Genomic DNA, 17,749 nt, shown 5'->3' with positions numbered 1-17,749 from the left:
AAGTTTATGCGGCCTGACGGCTCTCGCGTGTCGTATCCTGCGGTAGCTCGATTGTCGGTCCTTCAGCGCGAATCTGTTCGCGCTTTGTCGTGGCGACAATACCATTTTCTGTCTTAAGAACGTCAATCGCATAGGGCGCGACGATAATATTGTCCTGTTCCGATTGCTCCGCAGCTTGCTTAAGGTCGTCCAGCGTAGCCATTTCGCTAACTGTTGCCTGATGAATATCGGATGTCCAAGACGGACGGCCATTCTCGAGAGCGAGATATGCAACAAGTCCCTCTTTTAGAAGAGAAGCCGTGTAAACCTGTAGTGCCATTATTGTTCTCCTTTGAAAAGTCTCAACAGCCAGCCGGACGTGAGGCAATTTCTATCTGTCTCTTATAATTATGTATTTATATTAATATATCAATAAAAATGTGAGTTATATTAATAATACAGTAAAAATATGTATTATATAGCTGTCGTCATATCAGTCCGCTTCGACAGATGTATGCCACATTCCGTTTTATCTCGGCCTGCCCAGCGGCCGGACCGGGGATCGGCACCTTCGGCGACACGGCTTGTGCAGGGCATGCAGCCGATAGATTTGAAGCCATCGGCAACGAGTGGATGGGGCGGTAAATTCTTTGCAAGAAAGGCTTGCTTGATATCGTCATTCGTCCAGTTGGCGAGAGGGTTAATTTTGACGAAATCGGTGTCGGCTTCAATCGTTGGAAGGGCTGTGCGGGTTGCCGCCTGGAATTGCTTCCGGCCGGTAATCCAGGCCTTGTATCCAAAATTACCCATTTTATTCAGTATGTTATCAAGAGGAGCGACTTTTCGAATATGGCAGCATTTATCTGGATCATCACTGAACAGCATATCTTCAGGATCGAGCCGCAACAGAACGCCATCATCGGGCCGGATAATTCGGACATCTTCCAGACCGAGGTGATCAGTGAGGGTTTTCTGATAACGGAGTGTTTCTCCAAAAAGCCGTCGCGTATCGAGAAAGATAACGGGTATTGCCGGATCAACCTGCGCGACGAGATCCAGAAGGACAGAAGATTCAGCGCCAAATGACGACGAGAGCATAACTTCCCCCTTGAGTTCGTTATGTACAAGCACGTCGAGTAATTCGAGGCCGGAAAGGTGACCATAAAGACCGCGGAGGCGGGCGGCTTCTGATTCGGGGCAAAATTTAACGGCGGTATTGGTCATCTTTTTTCCCATAAAAATTGATCTAGAATAATATTTATGGGGTATAAAATATAATATCAACTAAAAATGTATAAAAAATATTACACAATAAAATAATGTGAAATATGAAAGAGCGGAGCCTGATACTCTTTAATATAATTGATCGCGGACCATTATTTCATCAAACTGAGGTCAGGAGGGATCATGCGCTTTTCAGCTTTCGCGGCGGTGGTAATTTGCATCGGAACCATGTCTATGGCATCCGCTGGATCGGGGATTCAAACACTTGTGGCGGACAGGGTTGAAGTTGATCGGGTAGTTACCGTGAATAATATGCATGTTGCACTTTACGGTGTGCGCCTTGTTGAAGAGGCGCAAGACCCTGAGCTTTACCGAGACGCACAGAGTTATCTTCAGCGGTCATTTAACCCGCCTTCCTTTAAGCTTGATGTTCAGCCCTTTAGGGAATCCGGCAGTGCGCGAAATCGCTATGGAGATATTCATGGTAAAATATTGCTGACCGATGGGACGTGGCTGCAGGAACAGCTTGTTGCGCGAGGCTTTGGGGTGTGGAGTGGGGCGCCGGACTATCCTCCCGCCCTTCGGCAGCGACTCGTGCAAGCGGAGAAGGCTGCAGAAATTGAAAATCTTGGAATTTGGCGTCATTTCAAGATCGTTAATGCGAATCGTCCTGCACGGCAGTACTGGAATGGCCAGTTCATCGTTGCAAAAGGCATAGTTCGGGAAGTTTATCGCGGGGGTAGCGCCACATATCTTAACTTTGGGGAGGATTGGCGCAATGACTTTACGGTCGCTATATCGTCGCGGTCACGCAAAAAATTTGGACAAGGGGACTGGAAGATTGAGGATCTAAAGAATAGATCAGTTATTGTAAGGGGGCTGGTGCGTTTTTATAACGGACCCTATTTGGAGCTTGATTTCCCCGAGCAGCTCGAACTTAGCGACGCGGCGGGTGAAGGATAAGGATAGAATGAATATCAAATTTGGATGCGAGATTTGGAAGCTTATGAGGCATGCGCTCATACCGTTGTTCGTCATGGGGTCTTTGCCATTCAGCACGCCAGCCAAGGCCGACTTGTTTGATAATCTCTTTTCTATTTTCGAGCCGAGCGACGATAGGGAGATTGGTGCCAAGCAGCATTCGCAAGTCGTTGCCCAATATGGCGGCGAATATATGAAGGAAGGCTTGAATGACTATGTGTTGGATATTGGACTGCGCCTTGCCTTTGTCTCTGAAATGCGGGATTTGCCATGGCGATTCACTATTCTGAACTCTCCGGTGGTCAATGCCTTTGCTCTTCCCGGTGGCTATGTCTATATCACGCGCGGCCTTCTCGCCCTCGCCAATAATGAGGCGGAGGTCGCAGGCGTTCTTGCGCATGAAATCGGCCATGTTACGGCCCGCCATGGCGCCGCCCGCCAATCGCGTGCGACAGGAATCGGGTTAATCGGCGCCCTTGCAGCTGTCCTGACGGGGAGCTCTGTTGTGCAGGAATTAGGGCAGCAGCTAGGCGGGCTCTACGTCGCGGGCTATTCACGCGATCAGGAATATGAAGCGGATCAGTTAGGCGTGAAATATTTAGGCCTTGCCGGATATCCTCGCGAAGCTATGGCCGATTTTCTGAAAAGGATGGACGCGCAGACTGAATATATGGCGGCGCTCACGGGGAATTCGGCCGGTGGCAGTTTTGATTTTTTTGCATCCCACCCTCAAACAGATGACCGGATCGGGCGCGCCTCGGCATCGGCGGCTGCAAATTCTGATGACCTTGACCGGGAATATGGGCGCAGTCGGTATTTCGGTGCCATTGACGGTATGCTCTATGGGGATGATCCAAAAGAAGGGATCATTCGAGGGCGAGAATTTCTGCATCCAGAATTGCGATTCAAATTTTCCGCCCCGGAAGGCTTCCAGCTTATTAACTCCTCGCGCGCTGTTTATGCCGTTGATGGTACGGGCAACCAAATGGTCTTCGACCTTGGGAAGTTAAGTAGCCCAGGGCAATCAATGGCGGATTATCTAAAGAATGTGTGGTTGGCAAAATTGCAGGTTCCATCTGTCTCTACGACCGAAGTGAGAGGGGCGCCGGCGGCAGTTACGCGTCTTATCCTCGAGCAGAGTGGACAAAAAATTTACCTGACCGCCGCCGTGATTGACTTTGGCGGTGACCGCGTTGCACGGTTCATTTATCAGACAACAAATCCGGGTAATGCTCTCCAAAATAGCTTCACAGGGAGTTACAACAGTTTTCGCCCCCTCGATGCCGCGGAAGCAGCAGCGATAAAGCCGGTCCTGATGAAGATTGAAACAGTTTCTGAAAAGACAGATATAGGCGCCATACTAGCCGGGATGGCCGATGTGACTAAGGATAAAAAGGCACTGTTTATCCTACTCAATCCATCATTTGAAAATGGCATGCCGCCGGTTGGACAACCTTACAAAAATTTGCGAGGCGGAAGTTAGCATGTTTGTTCTCAGGCTGGAACGCTGACCTGGTCGGCGATTGTTCCATCGAGGGAAAAACACGCGGCCTCCAGCGTGCCGCCGAAGCCGCTACCTCCATCAAGCGTGACCGTATAAGGTTTAATAGTGACGCCTCCATGCTCCTTCTCGTATCCCCTGATGACGCGTCTAAATCCGAAATAAGGCGAGCTAATTTCATTAAACCGGCGATTGCCCCACCAAAAGCTGTCATTTTGCTCGATGACCGGAAGTGCCGGATCCAGCCCGGCATGAACAAAGAGTAATTCACCATCCTCTGTATAGGCGGCCCGGCGCAGTGCGATAAAAATATCATTATGACCTGGATAGGATCGCATTTTCTCACGTAGACGGTTTGTCCATTTGGTCGTTGCGAGAATGCCTTCACGAACATATTTGCGAACCTCATCTGGAGTTTCATCATACGCCGCGAGTGAATGGCCAACGTCATTCGCGACCATCCAGTCGAGAACTTCTGTGGGTTGCGGTGCGAGCTGGAGTTGCAGCAGGCTGCGCCAGATTTCCTCCTGCGCGCCGCGCAGGTATACAATATCCTCCGGGATCATGCCCGGAAGACATAGGCGATTTATACGAAAGGATAAAAGTTCGTCGAAAACTTCCCGGACTTTCGCGCCGCGGCCGAGATAATTTCCAAGATATACGATTCGGTCACCATGCCGCCACCGCCGGGAAATTTCATCATGTATGGCCATGAGGGCATCTGCTTCCCCATGGATTGAGGCAATGGCCCATACTCTTTTAGAGGCGGTTAAGCATCCAAATTTTTCTTTGTATTTTCTGGATTTCATAGTTGGTTACAATGAAACCTATGGGGGAGCTTGGCAAGTCCAACAAAGAAAATTACGACAAATTTATACAAAAAAAGCCCGGAATTTCTTCCGGGCCCTTTTTGAATATTATGTCATTGAAAGTCAGGCAGCTTTTAGTACCTTCTGAACCTTCTCCGTGGCGGCATCCGCCTCGATCTGTTCAACGACAGCAAGCTCACGTGAGAGCCTTACAAGAGCCGCTTCATAAATCTGGCGCTCGCTGTATGATTGATCGGGTTGATCCTCATTGCGATGCAAATCCCGAACAACTTCTGCAATCTGTACTGGATCGCCGGAGTTGATTTTTGCTTCATACTCCTGAGCGCGGCGGCTCCACATTGTGCGTTTGATACGGGCGCGGCCTTTGAGTGTATCCAATGCACTCTTCATCTTCTTCGGTGTCGACAAGGGGCGCATTCCGACGTTCTTGGCCTGTTTGATCGGTACGCGGAGCGTCATCTTCTCATGGGCAAAATCGACGACATAAAGCGTCAACGCCATTCCGGAAATTTCCTGCTCTTCGATACTGATAACTTGTCCAACGCCGTGGGTCGGATAAACCACATGATCGAGTGGTGCAAAATCCATTTCTTTTGTCATTTAAGTCCTTCTCATCAACCGCGGAAATTCATATTTTTGCATTAACGCAAAAAAAACCGCTGCATTTACAGCGCTGCAAATACTCACACTAAACATCAAAATCAGGCCATGATACATTTTGCGCTAATAGGCCAAGCAAGCCATTTATACGCTATTCTCACTAAGCAAACCTGAAGTATGGCAAGGAATATAGCACAATTTTGCGCGAAAAGCTAATATTGTTACATAGATCGTGGCGACTTAAAGAGTGCCAAGGGCGGGCGGCCCGCTCCATTATCCCTCAGCGCCGGGTTTCGGGCTGAATTCTTCGGGATACTTATTAGGCTTTCCGTCCCATTCCTCTGAATCTGCCGGCGGTTCGCCTTTCTGCGTAATGTTAGGCCAAATTTCCGAATACTCTCGGTTAAGGTCGAGGAATTTTTCAGCGGTTTCTTCCGTATCAGGTAGAATGGCTTCAGCAGGACATTCAGGTTCACATACACCGCAATCGATACATTCGTCGGGATGTATCACCAGCATATTGTCACCTTCATAGAAACAATCTACCGGACAGACTTCCACGCAGTCCATATATTTGCAGCGGATGCAATTTTCGGTAACAACGTAGGTCATTTAGATTCTCCAGCCAGTTCATCAAAGCAATACGCATAAGACATCATTAATGTCATATTACGGATTATCGCTAATAACGGGGAAAAACAACCCCAAAATATGTAGGTTGTCGAAAAATCAATCCTCTTTGATTCCAAGACGGGCGATCACCCTTTTGCGGGCATCGCCGCGTTCACGGTCACTGACGTAAATGAGGCCAGCAATCCGGCGGACTAGATTGGCCTCAAATTTACTCACCACCCCGTCCGCATAGGCAATTTCCCAAAGCATCTCGATCATTTGCACGCGGGTTTCAGCAGGAAAGCTGTCTTTGACGGTCCTTGTAAAATAAAAGAGCTGCTCCGACGCGGCCTGTGCTTGTTCGGCTTCATGCACCAGCTCCCGCGCATCCGTATCCGATATACTGTAATGACGGATCAGCACGTTGACGATAGCATCTCGCTCCACGTCCTGATAATCGTCATCCGACAAGGCCGCCTCAATTAATAGCGCGGCTGTCGCGATATGAGCCTCATCCTGCGTCGCAGGTTTGGTTGCATTGTTCTCAGATAGAAGTGACTTTAAAAACGAAATCATTGTCAGCCTTGATACAGCGTTACTTGCTTTTTCTTCAAACTCGTCCGTGGCATTGCTTGAATTTCTTACCGGAACCACAAGGGCAGGGGGCATTCCGGCGCACTTTGCCCCAGTTTTCCGAGTTGGTTCCCTCCGGGTTTAGTTCCGCCGTCTCAAACTCGTTTTCGCCGGTTGTCGGATCGATATGAGTGGTGGTCATTTCACTTTCGTCCGGTTCCTCGCGCTGCAGTTGCTCGGTGGGATTTTGAAGCTGAACATGAGATAGATAGGTCGTCACGGTCTCGCGGAGCTGGTTCAGCATCATTTCGAACATGTTGAAGGCTTCGCTCTTATACTCATTGAGCGGGTCTTTCTGGGCATAGGCCCGAAGTGATACGCCCTGGCGAAGCTGGTCAAGTTGCAGAAGGTGATCCTTCCACGCTTGATCGAGGATTTGCAGTAAAATACTTTTCTCAACCATGCGCATGACTTCAGAGCCGTAGCGGACGGCTTTTTCGGCCATTTTGCGCTTTGTTGCATCCTTCAGGCGGTCTCGGATTTCCTCGTCAGCGATCCCTTCTTCAGCAGCCCATTCGTCGATGGGCAGGTCCAGCGCAAGTATTCGCTCAACGGCCTGCTTAAGACCTTCGGTATCCCATTGTTCTGGATAGGCTTTTGGAGGAATATGGGCGTCGACAAGGTCGTCAATCACTTCTTCCTGCATCGTGTTGACCGTCTCGGATACATCCTGAGTATCCATCAATTCAATGCGTTGTTCATAAATGACTTTCCGCTGGTCATTCATGACGTCATCGAATTTCAACAGATTCTTACGGATTTCGTAGTTGCGTGCCTCAACCTTTTGCTGTGCTTTTTCAAGCGCCTTGTTGATCCAGGGATGAATGATCGCCTCGCCGTCTTCAAGCCCCAGCTTGCGCAGCATGCCATCCATGCGTTCCGAGCCAAAAATGCGCATCAGATCATCCTGCAGGGACAGGAAGAAACGTGATGTGCCCGGATCACCCTGTCGCCCGGAACGGCCCCGAAGCTGATTATCAATCCGCCGCGATTCGTGTCGCTCTGTTCCGATAACGAAAAGCCCGCCCGCGGCGAGGACCTGCTTGCGTTGTTCCTCGATTTCCGCCTTCAATTCGACCGCAACTTTGGCAATTTCCGTCTCATCCGTGAGATCTGCGGTTCTGGCTGCAATCATCATTTCTTCGTTGCCACCAAGTTTGATGTCCGTACCACGGCCCGCCATGTTGGTTGCAATCGTCACGGCGCCAACGCGTCCGGCTTGACTGATGATCTCGGCTTCCTGTTCATGGTAACGGGCGTTCAGGACCTTATGAGGGATTTTCTTCTTTTTGAGAAGTTCGGAAAGCATTTCCGATTTCTCAATGGAGACCGTCCCGACGAGAACTGGCTGACCTCTTTTAGCGCACTCTTCAATGGTGACGACGATGGCATCATACTTTTCTTCTGCCGTCCGGTAAACCTCGTCATCGGCGTCAATACGGGCGACAGGAACGTTGGTCGGAATTTCAACGACCTCAAGGCCGTAGATTTCATGAAACTCATCTGCCTCTGTCGCGGCAGTACCGGTCATCCCAGCGAGTTTGTCATAGAGGCGGAAATAATTCTGGAAGGTAATTGACGCGAGGGTCTGGTTTTCCGGCTGAATGGTAACCTTTTCCCTTGCTTCAAGTGCTTGATGAAGACCCTCGGAAAAACGGCGGCCCTCCATCATGCGCCCAGTGAATTCGTCGATGATGATGACCTTGTCATCCTTGACGATATAGTCCTTGTCTTTTTCGAACAGTTTATGCGCGCGCAGGGCCTGGTTCAGGTGATGGACAATCGTGACATTCTCGACGTCATAAAGATTACTGCCTTTAAGTAATCCGGCGGCTTCTAGCACTTGCTCGATATTTTCCGTTCCATCTTCGGAAAAGCCAACGGTTTTTGCCTTTTCGTCGATCTCGTAGTCATCTTCCTTTAAGCTGGGGATAAGGGCGTCAATAGCAAGATAGAGATCGGATGAATCTTCTGCGGGGCCTGAAATAATAAGTGGTGTTCGGGCTTCGTCGATCAGGATGCTGTCCACCTCATCGACGATGGCAAAATTAAATCCGCGCTGCACCATGGCGGATTTTTCAAATTTCATGTTATCGCGAAGATAATCAAACCCGAATTCGTTATTCGTACCGTAGGTGATATCGGCCGCATAGGCCGCGCGGCGTTCTGCGTCGTCAACACCATGAACGATACAGCCGACCGTGAGGCCGAGCTTGGCAAAGACTTGCCCCATCCACTGTGAATCGCGGCTGGCGAGGTAGTCGTTCACCGTCACTACATGAACACCCTTGCCGGTCAGGGCATTGAGATAAGCGGGCAAGGTGGACACAAGTGTCTTACCTTCACCGGTTTTCATTTCTGTAATCTTGCCCTGATGCAGCACAATGCCACCAAGGAGTTGGACATCGTAATGCCGCTCACCAAGGGCGCGCCAAGCGGCTTCCCGAACACAGGCGAATGCCTCGGGCAAGAGGTCATCCAGTTTCGCTCCGGCTTCGATGCGATCCCTAAATTCTTGGGTTTTCGCTATAAGTTCGGCGTCACTCAATGGCTTGATTTTTTCCTCAAACGCATTGATCTCGTCAACTTTGGTTCGAACGACCTTAAGAGCCCTGTCATTCGGTGATCCGAACAACTTCTTGGCAATAGAACCGAACATATCTGACTAAACTCCAGTCGTGGGTTGCTTTTCTGGATACGCGATTTTGCGCAGGCATAATGTAAACATAGTCTCTTCTATCAGGAAAAAACTATTTTAAAGGATATGCTGACAGATAAGGGGCCAGCGCGGCCATGTCAATCTATCCGGCGCGCTAGAGGCGAAAAGCACCGTATTTGATGGCAAAAATAAGGAAAAAAATCCTCCCGCCGGAAGAAAGGTTGTTCTGATGTGAAATATTACTATATTCGCTTGAACTCTTGGCGCGCAGGAAAGCCGCTTTGGCTCATTCGAGTGCGTAAATACAAATTAGGATTTTAAAATTATGAAATCATTGCATTATTTTTCACTGGCCGTTGTTGCAGTGCTCTGCCTGGTTATTGGCTATTACGTTGGCGCGCAAGGAGGTTCATTGCCTGGTGCTGAAATGATTGCCTCTGAGACCGCAGAGATGAAAGCTGACGAAAAATCAGCTGAGACCGACAGTGAAGTTCTGGCAACGGTGAACGGCAAGAATATCACGTCGTCGGATGTTCAGGCGCTCTACGCCTCATTGCCGGCGCAGTATCGTCAGGCACCAATGGAATTCATTAAGGATCAATTGCTGCAGCAAATGATTAGCATGGAAGTAATTTCCCAAGCTGCCGAAGCAGAAAAAATGGGAGACCAGAAAGAGTTTAAGGATCGTATGGACACGGTTCGCAATCAGTTGATGCAGGAGTTTTACATCACGAGCAAGATTGATGAACTGGTAACAGACGAGCTTTTAAAAGAAGAGTACAACAAGAGCGTTGCCGATTTTACGCCCGAAGAACAGCTTCATGCCAAGCATATTCTGCTCAAGACTGAAGAAGAAGCTAATGACATGATTAAATTGCTCGATGATGGCGGCAATTTCGAGGAGCTTGCGAAGGAATATTCAACTGGTCCGTCCGGTCCCAATGGCGGCGACCTAGGTTATTTCACAAAAGGAAGCATGGTGCCGGAATTTGCTGATGCCGCTTTTGGCCTAAACCCCGGGGAGTATACAAAGACCCCGGTGAAAACACAGTTCGGATATCATGTCATCAAATCTGAAGACAAGCGGAGTACGGAAGCTCCATCCTTTGAGGAGAAAGAGGCGGAATTGCGCTCGAAGGCCAGTAGCTCTGTTATCGACAAGTTGCTTGAAGAATTGAAGGCGGATGCCTCAATTATTCTGATGTCGCCGACTGAAGAAGAAAAAGCGAAAGAAGACGGCAATAAGGAAGAAAGCAAAACGGAAGAAACCAAGACTGAATAGTCCGCTTTATAGTTTCCCGTTTCATTCAAAAGGTCCGGAACTTTCCGGGCCTTTTTATTTTGATCTGTATAAAAGTTCAGGCATCGGTCGTCGGTAGCCAAGGTATTTCGGCAACCTCTACACCTTCTTCGCGGAGTTCACTGCTTTCCTCGGGCGTGGCCTCTCCGTAGATGCCATGTTGCTCAACTTCACCATAGTGTATTTTACGAGCCTCTTCCGCGAAACGGGGGCCGACATAATCAAAATTTTCTTCTACGTTTTTGCGAAGCTGCCGAAGCTGCCGAAGCGCCGTCATAGCAATAGCGGTTTTATTCGCTTCTGCCTTTGCTGTTTCTTCGCGTTTAGAGAGGGAAGAAGTGCCTTTGCGCGGAACGGCAGGAGCCATCGGTGCTTTCTCAATGTGGGTGGATCCGCACACGGCGCACACAATATCCCCAACGCCAGCCTGCTCGTCATAAGTGGCGCTGTTCTTAAACCATGCCTCGAAAACATGGGCGTTTTCACATCTAAGATCGTATTTTATCATTCGCAAAATTTGTTATGTAAACGAAAATCCCGTACGTATTAAGAGATAATCGTTTTCCAGTTAAACACAAGTCCTTATCGGTTTGAAAAGGGAGTTTCATGCGGGCTATATCACCTTGGATCGAGAAATATGCGCAGCTGATACCAAAGGAAAAGCCAGTACTGGATCTTGCTTGCGGCGGGGGGCGACATAGCCTTTATCTGCTTGAGACCGGCTATAAGGTGACTGCCGTTGACATCGACACATCGTCTGTCGCGGCTTATGAGGGGCGGGAAGGCCTCTCGATTGTCCAGGCTGATCTGGAAAACAATAGTTGGCCATTTTCTAACGGTTCTTTTGCGGGTATTGTTGTAGTCAATTATCTTTGGCGACCATTGTTTGCCGATATCGCAGCGGCGCTATCACCGGGCGGAATTTTACTATATGACACATTTGCACGGGGGAATGAAAAATTCGGTCGCCCGAGCAATCCAGATTTCCTATTAGCGCCGGGAGAGCTTGCTGAGGTTTTTAGTCGTGACCTCAATGTAATTGATTTTTTCGAGGGGCGCGTAGACGTGCCAACCCCTGCTTGCCGTCAATCCATCGTCGCCCGAAAGCCGATTGAGTAGGGCTATTCTGCTGCGTCCGCAACCGAGTCAGGAGCGTGCATGGAAAAATCCCGGATATTTCGCAAATTCGGGATTTGTTGCCGCCGTCTGGTGACCTCTGCCATGTTGATCTCAGCCGTAACAAACCCGGGTTCTTCTCCGGCTTCCGCCAGAATCTTGCCCCATGGGTCGATAATCAATGAGTGGCCATAGGTGTGTCGTTTCTCTGTATGCTGGCCGCATTGAGCCGGGGCTATCACAAACGCACCGTTTTCAATTGCCCGGGCGCGGAGAAGGATATGCCAATGTGCTTCTCCCGTCGTTGCGGTAAAGGCCGCCGGCACTGTCAACACACCCGCGCCGGCAAGGGCAAGTTTTTGGTACAAATGAGGAAAGCGCACATCATAGCAGACTGACATTCCAAACATGCCCCACGTCGTTTCAGCCAGTTGTGCCGCATCGCCCGGTGCATAAGCACGACTTTCTTTGTGAGATTCTCCTGTATCCAATTCTACGTCGAACATATGGATCTTGTCATACTGCGCCGCTATGTCCCCGTCAGGGCGTATCAGGAAAGAGCGGTTGGCGAGGCGATCATCATCCGGGTTTTTGATCACAAGGGAACCTGCGAGAATCCACTTTCCAGTTTCTTCCGCGAGGGCACGAAAAGCCTTGAGGGTGATATCATTTTCCTGAAATTGGGCCTTGGCACGGGCTTCTGACTTATGAGGTTCCAGCATGTTGGTAACCTCAGGCGTTGCGATAAAGTCCGCTCCGGCGCTTGCGGCCTCTCTAATCAGGGCCGTCGCAAGATAAAGGTTTTCCTGAACGTTGCCCTTGCTCGTCATTTGCACGCATGCTGCCGTAAACGATGACATCTTTCTCTCCCTTCGGGGTCAGTTAATCCCCAAAACTTTATCAAGTTTTCCATTTGCATCAAGCATATGGATATAGTCGCTATCGCCAATATGATCGCCATCGACAAATATCTGCGGGACAGTATATGCGCCGCCCGCGCGCTTTGTCATTTCTTCGCGAAGATCGCCCGCGACTGTGACATCTATCTCTTTATAATTCACGCCTTTGCTTTTGAGTAGCTTCTTCGCACGCGAGCAGAAGGGACAAAACATCGTTGTATATATTTCAACATTTTTCATGGGTTACTTCTTTACTTAAGAGAATTTTACGCGCCCTTGTTCGTACTATATAGCCGTGTTTGAGGCGCGAACAACCCGGCTGAAGGTCAGAACATCAACTTTTGCAGCACCTCCCTCTATGAGGCTCCTGCTACAGGCGTTGACAGTCGCACCAGTAGTTAAAACATCATCGATCAATAGCACGACTGTTCCGTCCAGTGAGTTTTTTCGGGCGGGAGTAATTTCAAACACACCCCGTACATTCCGCAGGCGTGCTTTTGCGCTCAATCCTCCCTGGGATTTTGTAGGGCGTTTTCTCGTGAGTAAATCATGAATGACCGGCTTGTCATTAAGTTTTCCGATTTCACCTGCCAGCAGGGCCGATTGGTTAAAGCGGCGCTTGATCAGTCTTTTATGATGCAAGGGAACAGGGCAAATGACGTCGCAGTCGTTGATGAGTTCAGCCCCAGCGCGCGACATCCAGTTTGCAAAGGTTGGCGCGCGATTTGTCTGGTCAGAATGCTTGTATCCCAGGATCATGTCTCGGCTTGCGTCATCATATTTAAGGACGGCGCGGGCTCTTGCAAACACAGGTGGTTGTCTAAGGCAAGTCGCGCAAACGAAGCCATCGCCTGCATCATACTCAAACGGGAAGCCGCATATATCGCAATAGGGTGCGGATATATATGTCATCTCCGGCCAGCAGCGACCACATAGATTGCCAGGTGTATCAATCGGTTCTGCACAGCTAACGCATCCTGGCGGGAAAATTGCGTCCAGGGCCGTTTTCTGTAGCTGCGTGAGTAGGCGCGTAGTGGCGGAGAGGCTCATATCCGAGAGTATAAGGCAAATATGATCAAATCAATATGATTAGTTGGTTCGAAAAACTTGCTAATTTATGTCCATGATTGTTTCCGCAGAGTGAAGGTGCCATAAACGCAAAATGAAAAGAACAATACCACATCTTCCACCTGAACAGATCCTTTTTGATCGCACACTGGTCGCTGAGCATCGTCGTCGCGCGGCTGAGCTCGATTGGCCGCATCACCGATTTTTATTCAACGAAGTGGCGGAACGGCTCGCGGAACGGCTACTCGATATCAATCATTCCTTCAGTCTCGCGCTAGATCTTGGCGGACGGGATGGTGTGTTCGGTGAAAAGCTAATTGCGATGAAAAAGGCGGACAGGGTTATTCGTACCGACCTTACAGAGGCAATGCTGGATAACGCGACAAACGCTGCCATTGTGGCCGATGAAGAATTTCTTCCGTTCAAGGAAAACTCATTCGATCTTGTGGGTAGTGTCCTTGGTCTTCATTGGACGAATGACCTGCCCGGTGCGCTGTCACAAGCGGCAAGATCGCTGAAACCAAACGGGCTTTTTCTTGGGGCGCTGTTTGGAATTGAAAGTTTACAGGAGTTGAAGGCCTGTCTGATCGAGGCGGAATCTGAAATCACGGGCGGTGTTAGTCCTCGTATTTCCCCCTTTACCGAGATCAAGGATGCCGGGTCCCTGCTTCAGCGGGCTGGTTTGGCCCTTCCGGTCACGGATACTGATTTAATAACGCTGAAGTATGAACATCCTTTTGCGTTGATGCATGAGTTGCGCGGCTTGGGAGAAACAAACGCTCTCATCTCGCGGCAGAAACATTTTACACAGCGTCGGATAATGCTCCGTACCGCGGAACTGTATATTGAGAATTATGCGGATGCGGATGGGCGCATTCCTGCGACATTCCAGATTATCTATATGTCTGGCTGGGCACCCCATGAAAGCCAGCAAAAGCCGATTGCTCGCGGTAGTGCGAAGGCTAATCTCAGGGATTATTTGGAAAAGTAACTTTTCCGGAATGCGACAAAAGAAATATTTTACTTGGTAACGGTTGTGATTCGCAGCTAAGTGACCGGATAGTGTTATCCATATTTAATGCAATGTCTGATCACGAGCGGTGTTTATATGCGTACAATTGAAGAAATTCTGGGTGGGCGGAAATTAAACGCCGAAGAGTATAGGGTTCTGAGCGATTTCTGGGCTGAAATTCGGACCATTCGGGCGCGACGGGATCCCGAGCCATCAAAAAATCGTTATCTTGTTGGCTTGGCGCTTAGTTATCGTCGTATCACTCAGAAGGAGATTGATCTGGAAACACTGGCTTCGGTTACAGGCCTTGGCCGTTCCAGCCTGCAAAAAACCCTTCAAAAAATGGTGACGAAAGAACAGGTCGTGCTTGAAAGAGATGAGAATGATCTCCGTCGCACCCTAGTGAAACCGACCCAGGAATATACAGACCTATCCATTGATATGTATGAAGAAACTCGAGATCTTATTCTAGAAGTGGCACGGCAACTTCAAAAGGCGAAGGGTTAACCTGACCACTAGTGGCAATAAAAACAGTTGCCATAGCAAGCATTTTTGTTTGTAATTTCCTTTGTACACCTAGAAGGAACGACGGGTGAGTTGGTGCCTGCCCGGAGTTCTGGCTCTTTTTAGGGAGAGTTAGGTTGCTCGGGTCGGCTTTTGGATGAGGAGAAAGTCCAAATGCCGACCTTTTTGATTCTCTGCTCTAATCGACCGTTTGTCTTAAAGTAAATCTCGCAGCATCGCGATCAGCGGGACATCGGCTGGCGGCATCTCATACTCATTAAGCCGATTGGCGCGCACCCATTTAAGGGTTTGCCCTTCCGCCGGACTTGGTATGCCGTGCCAGCGGCGACAAACATAAAGCGGCATCAATAGATGGAATTTCTCATAAAGATGGCTGGCGAAAGTAAAGGGGGCAAGGCAGGCCTCCGTCACATCGATGGCGAGTTCTTCCTGTAGTTCACGGATCAGAGCGATCTCTGGTGTTTCCCCGGGCTCAACCTTGCCTCCCGGAAATTCCCAAAGCCCGGCCATACTCTTGCCTTCGGGGCGCTGGGCAATGAGGACGCGATTCTCATCATCCACAAGGGCGACGGCGGCCACGAGGATTGTCGGTCTGGAAGTCATCATCGGATTAGCTTCGGTAATCGGCATTGATCTCGATATAACCATGGGTGAGATCGCAGGTCCAAGCGAAGGCACTTCCGTCGCCGACCGCTACATCAACGTCTATCTCGATTTCCGTGCCTGTCATGTGAGGTATGACGTCTTCTTCTTGATATGTCGTGGCGCGAGCGCCATTTTCGGCAATGATAACACCTCCGATTTCAAGGCTCATTTTGTCGCGATTGGCTTTTTCTCCTGATTTTCCCACAGCCATGATAATCCGGCCCCAGTTGGCATCTTCGCCCGCGATAGCCGTCTTCACCAGAGGGGAATTCGCAATGGCCAGCGCAATTGTCTTGGCCGATGCATCGCTTTCTGCGCCGGTGACTTTGACGGTAATAAACTTGCTGGCCCCTTCGCCGTCTCTCGCAACTTGCTGGGCGAGGTTTGCCATCACATCAAGCAAGGCGCGTTTAAAGTCGCCAAGGCTGCCATCCATCGCGGTTGCGGGTATTTCGTTCTGCGCACGTCCGGTAGCGAAAACCAGAACAGTGTCGCTTGTTGACGTATCAGAATCGACCGTGACGCAATTAAAGCTTTTCTCATTCGCTTCGCTCAATAGCTGCTGAAGGATTGGCGCAGGGACCGCCGCGTCTGTAAACAGAAAAGCAAGCATCGTCGCCATATCGGGGGCGATCATGCCTGATCCTTTAGCAAAGCCGCTAATCGTAACTAACCTGTCACCAATTTTTGCGGTAGCGACAGCGCCTTTCGCAAATGTATCAGTTGTTAAAATGCAATTCGCGGCGGCTTCGCCGGCATCCGCTGAAAGGTCTTCTGCGAGGCGAGGTAGCAGATTTGTTATTTTCTCGGTCGGAACAAGGTCGCCGATCACACCCGTGGAGGCAACGTAGATATGTTCAGGTGAGGCGTTCAGCAATTGTGCGGCGGTGGCGGCGGTATCTTCCACCGTCTTTTTGCCTGCAGCACCGGTAAAGACGTTCGCTATTCCAGCATTAACAACAAGTCCGCGTGCCTGTCCCGCGGGAAGTATTTTCCGTCCCCAGTCAACGGGAGCACCGGGCATGGCATTTTTCGTGAAGACGCCAGCAACAGTTGTCTCGGGGTCAAACTCTGCCAGCATGACATCGTCGCGCCCTTTATAGCGCATACCGGAGTTGCCACTTGCAAATCTAACACCAGAAATTTCCGGTAAGTCAGGAAATGCCCCGGGCGCGAGGGGGGATTTTTTCAATGCCATAAGAAATCTCTTCGTTAAAAAGCACACCCAAATAAGGCATATAGCATTGGCGGGTCAATCAGGATTTACAAGGGGTTATTACAATTTTGCTGCAGCAATCATGTAATTGACACTGAGATCCATGCTCAAGTGCCAGCGATTTTCAAAAGGATTGTAGGTTGCACCGGAAATATCGCGGACGGATAGATTATTATTGCGAACAAGCCGTGCAACTTCGGATGGTTTCAAGAATTTTTTCCAGTTATGCGTGCCTTTGGGCAGCCAGCGGAGGACATACTCTGCACCGACAATTGCGAAGGCAAAGCTCTTGGCCGTGCGGTTCAATGTCGCAATAAACATGATACCGCCGGGCTTGAGCATGGTGGAGCAGGCCTCAATAAAACCTTCAATATCGGCGACATGCTCTATCACTTCCATATTCAAGATGACATCAAACTGCTCCCCTGCGTCCGCAAGATCCTCGGCTGTTGTGTGCCGATAATCGATTTGCAGGCCGGATTTTTCCGCATGCACTTTTGCAATCTGAATATTTTTCTCTGACGCGTCCGCCGCGACGACATCCGCGCCGAGGCGCGCCATCGGTTCAGACAGTAAGCCGCCTCCACATCCGATATCAAGGATACGCAATCCCTGAAAGGGCTTCAGCTTGACAATGGCATCATCTGTTTGCAGGCGGAAATGGTCAATTACAGTATCACGGATGTAGCCGATCCGAATCGGATTGAACTTGTGAAGTGGTTTGAACTTGCCGTTTTCATCCCACCATTCATCCGCCATCGCGGCGAAATTGGCAATTTCTGCCGGATCTACTGATTTCGCCTTGACTGTGTTATCCATAATTACCTCGTCGTCATATGCCTTAATAAAAGTTGTTCTTTTACAATAAAAACCATCGCAGTGCTTGCCCCGCACCCCTTGTTAAGTATAAGTATACGCTCCTTTAAGACCAAAGGGTAATTGTGACTTC

The 17,749-nt window shown here is 49.6% G+C and carries 21 protein-coding genes; 7 read left to right on the top strand and 14 right to left on the bottom strand.

Translation table 11 applies throughout. The features are described 5' to 3' along the window. Positions 1-4: 4 nt before the first annotated feature. Together LKE13_RS00165 and LKE13_RS00160 are read right to left on the bottom strand one after the other, a co-directional pair. On the bottom strand, positions 5-319 hold the full coding sequence (locus tag LKE13_RS00165; protein WP_227947659.1) for a DUF2849 domain-containing protein: 315 nt from the start codon (positions 317-319) through the stop codon (positions 5-7). 134 nt (positions 320-453) lie between these two features. Next, positions 454-1,203: a phosphoadenylyl-sulfate reductase gene (locus LKE13_RS00160; RefSeq protein ID WP_227947658.1), complete on the bottom strand. Its 750-nt coding sequence runs from the start codon at positions 1,201-1,203 to the stop codon at positions 454-456. Between the two features lie 183 nt (positions 1,204-1,386). Here LKE13_RS00160 and LKE13_RS00155 point away from each other — a divergent pair, with 183 nt between their 5' ends. Next, positions 1,387-2,166 (top strand): thermonuclease family protein, encoded by a 780-nt coding sequence (locus LKE13_RS00155; RefSeq protein WP_227947657.1) that lies wholly within the window; start codon positions 1,387-1,389, stop codon positions 2,164-2,166. Positions 2,167-2,173: 7 nt separating this feature from the next. Further along, the gene (locus LKE13_RS00150) at positions 2,174-3,667 is read left to right on the top strand and encodes a M48 family metalloprotease (protein WP_227947656.1); all 1,494 of its coding nucleotides are present in this window, start codon (positions 2,174-2,176) and stop codon (positions 3,665-3,667) included. A gap of 11 nt (positions 3,668-3,678) precedes the next feature. On the opposite strand, the gene LKE13_RS00145 is transcribed toward LKE13_RS00150, so the two are convergent. Next, positions 3,679-4,398, bottom strand: coding sequence for a hypothetical protein (locus LKE13_RS00145; protein ID WP_227947655.1), 720 nt, complete (start codon positions 4,396-4,398; stop codon positions 3,679-3,681). 31 nt (positions 4,399-4,429) lie between these two features. Here LKE13_RS00145 and LKE13_RS00140 point away from each other — a divergent pair, with 31 nt between their 5' ends. Next, positions 4,430-4,642 carry a hypothetical protein gene (locus LKE13_RS00140; RefSeq protein WP_227947654.1) on the top strand — a complete coding sequence of 71 codons (213 nt, stop codon included), beginning with the start codon at positions 4,430-4,432 and terminating at the stop codon, positions 4,640-4,642. Here LKE13_RS00140 and LKE13_RS00135 read toward each other — a convergent pair. The 4 genes from LKE13_RS00135 to secA form a co-directional block, all read right to left on the bottom strand. Further along, positions 4,618-5,115, bottom strand: coding sequence for a CarD family transcriptional regulator (locus tag LKE13_RS00135; protein ID WP_227947653.1), 498 nt, complete (start codon positions 5,113-5,115; stop codon positions 4,618-4,620). The two genes, LKE13_RS00140 and LKE13_RS00135, sit on opposite strands and share 25 nt — an antisense overlap. Before the next feature lie 273 nt (positions 5,116-5,388). Then, on the bottom strand, positions 5,389-5,727 hold the full coding sequence (gene fdxA / locus LKE13_RS00130) for a ferredoxin FdxA (RefSeq protein WP_227947652.1): 339 nt from the start codon (positions 5,725-5,727) through the stop codon (positions 5,389-5,391). Between the two features lie 117 nt (positions 5,728-5,844). Further along, positions 5,845-6,303 carry a TerB family tellurite resistance protein gene (locus LKE13_RS00125; RefSeq protein WP_227947651.1) on the bottom strand — a complete coding sequence of 153 codons (459 nt, stop codon included), beginning with the start codon at positions 6,301-6,303 and terminating at the stop codon, positions 5,845-5,847. Between the two features lie 34 nt (positions 6,304-6,337). Continuing rightward, a complete protein-coding gene (gene secA / locus LKE13_RS00120) occupies positions 6,338-9,019 on the bottom strand; it encodes a preprotein translocase subunit SecA (RefSeq protein ID WP_227947650.1) in 2,682 nt (893 codons plus the stop codon). A gap of 325 nt (positions 9,020-9,344) precedes the next feature. Here secA and LKE13_RS00115 point away from each other — a divergent pair, with 325 nt between their 5' ends. Further along, positions 9,345-10,301: a peptidylprolyl isomerase gene (locus tag LKE13_RS00115; RefSeq protein WP_227947649.1), complete on the top strand. Its 957-nt coding sequence runs from the start codon at positions 9,345-9,347 to the stop codon at positions 10,299-10,301. A gap of 76 nt (positions 10,302-10,377) precedes the next feature. Here LKE13_RS00115 and LKE13_RS00110 read toward each other — a convergent pair whose 3' ends face one another. Next, positions 10,378-10,827 (bottom strand): DUF1178 family protein, encoded by a 450-nt coding sequence (locus LKE13_RS00110; RefSeq protein WP_227947648.1) that lies wholly within the window; start codon positions 10,825-10,827, stop codon positions 10,378-10,380. A gap of 98 nt (positions 10,828-10,925) precedes the next feature. Here LKE13_RS00110 and LKE13_RS00105 point away from each other — a divergent pair, with 98 nt between their 5' ends. After that, on the top strand, positions 10,926-11,438 hold the full coding sequence (locus tag LKE13_RS00105; protein ID WP_227947647.1) for a class I SAM-dependent methyltransferase: 513 nt from the start codon (positions 10,926-10,928) through the stop codon (positions 11,436-11,438). A 2-nt stretch (positions 11,439-11,440) separates the two neighbouring features. Here the strand turns inward: LKE13_RS00105 and LKE13_RS00100 are convergent, their stop codons facing one another. From LKE13_RS00100 to LKE13_RS00090, 3 genes are read right to left on the bottom strand one after another with little or no spacing between them, the layout of a single operon-like run. Further along, positions 11,441-12,295 carry a carbon-nitrogen hydrolase family protein gene (locus tag LKE13_RS00100; RefSeq protein ID WP_227947646.1) on the bottom strand — a complete coding sequence of 285 codons (855 nt, stop codon included), beginning with the start codon at positions 12,293-12,295 and terminating at the stop codon, positions 11,441-11,443. A gap of 18 nt (positions 12,296-12,313) precedes the next feature. Beyond that, positions 12,314-12,574 carry a glutaredoxin 3 gene (gene grxC / locus LKE13_RS00095; RefSeq protein WP_227947645.1) on the bottom strand — a complete coding sequence of 87 codons (261 nt, stop codon included), beginning with the start codon at positions 12,572-12,574 and terminating at the stop codon, positions 12,314-12,316. Between the two features lie 45 nt (positions 12,575-12,619). Continuing rightward, entirely contained in the window at positions 12,620-13,384 is a 765-nt protein-coding gene (locus LKE13_RS00090; RefSeq protein WP_227947644.1) for a ComF family protein, read from the bottom strand. 112 nt (positions 13,385-13,496) lie between these two features. Here LKE13_RS00090 and LKE13_RS00085 point away from each other — a divergent pair, with 112 nt between their 5' ends. Then, a complete protein-coding gene (locus tag LKE13_RS00085) occupies positions 13,497-14,393 on the top strand; it encodes a methyltransferase domain-containing protein (RefSeq protein ID WP_227947643.1) in 897 nt (298 codons plus the stop codon). A 117-nt stretch (positions 14,394-14,510) separates the two neighbouring features. Continuing rightward, entirely contained in the window at positions 14,511-14,921 is a 411-nt protein-coding gene (locus tag LKE13_RS00080) for a hypothetical protein (RefSeq protein WP_227947642.1), read from the top strand. Between the two features lie 213 nt (positions 14,922-15,134). Here LKE13_RS00080 and mutT read toward each other — a convergent pair whose 3' ends face one another. The 3 genes from mutT to ubiG form a co-directional block, all read right to left on the bottom strand. Continuing rightward, positions 15,135-15,545 carry an 8-oxo-dGTP diphosphatase MutT gene (mutT, locus tag LKE13_RS00075; protein ID WP_227947641.1) on the bottom strand — a complete coding sequence of 137 codons (411 nt, stop codon included), beginning with the start codon at positions 15,543-15,545 and terminating at the stop codon, positions 15,135-15,137. 4 nt (positions 15,546-15,549) lie between these two features. Then, positions 15,550-16,782, bottom strand: a complete 1,233-nt coding sequence (argJ, locus tag LKE13_RS00070) for a bifunctional glutamate N-acetyltransferase/amino-acid acetyltransferase ArgJ (protein WP_227947640.1) — start codon at positions 16,780-16,782, stop codon at positions 15,550-15,552. A gap of 78 nt (positions 16,783-16,860) precedes the next feature. Next, entirely contained in the window at positions 16,861-17,619 is a 759-nt protein-coding gene (gene ubiG / locus LKE13_RS00065; protein WP_227947639.1) for a bifunctional 2-polyprenyl-6-hydroxyphenol methylase/3-demethylubiquinol 3-O-methyltransferase UbiG, read from the bottom strand. Between the last annotated feature and the right edge of the window lie 130 nt (positions 17,620-17,749).

It is taken from the genome of Sneathiella sp. HT1-7 (assembly GCF_020731145.1).
Taxonomy (GTDB): domain Bacteria; phylum Pseudomonadota; class Alphaproteobacteria; order Sneathiellales; family Sneathiellaceae; genus Sneathiella.
This window is presented reverse-complemented; position numbering and strand designations above follow the sequence as displayed.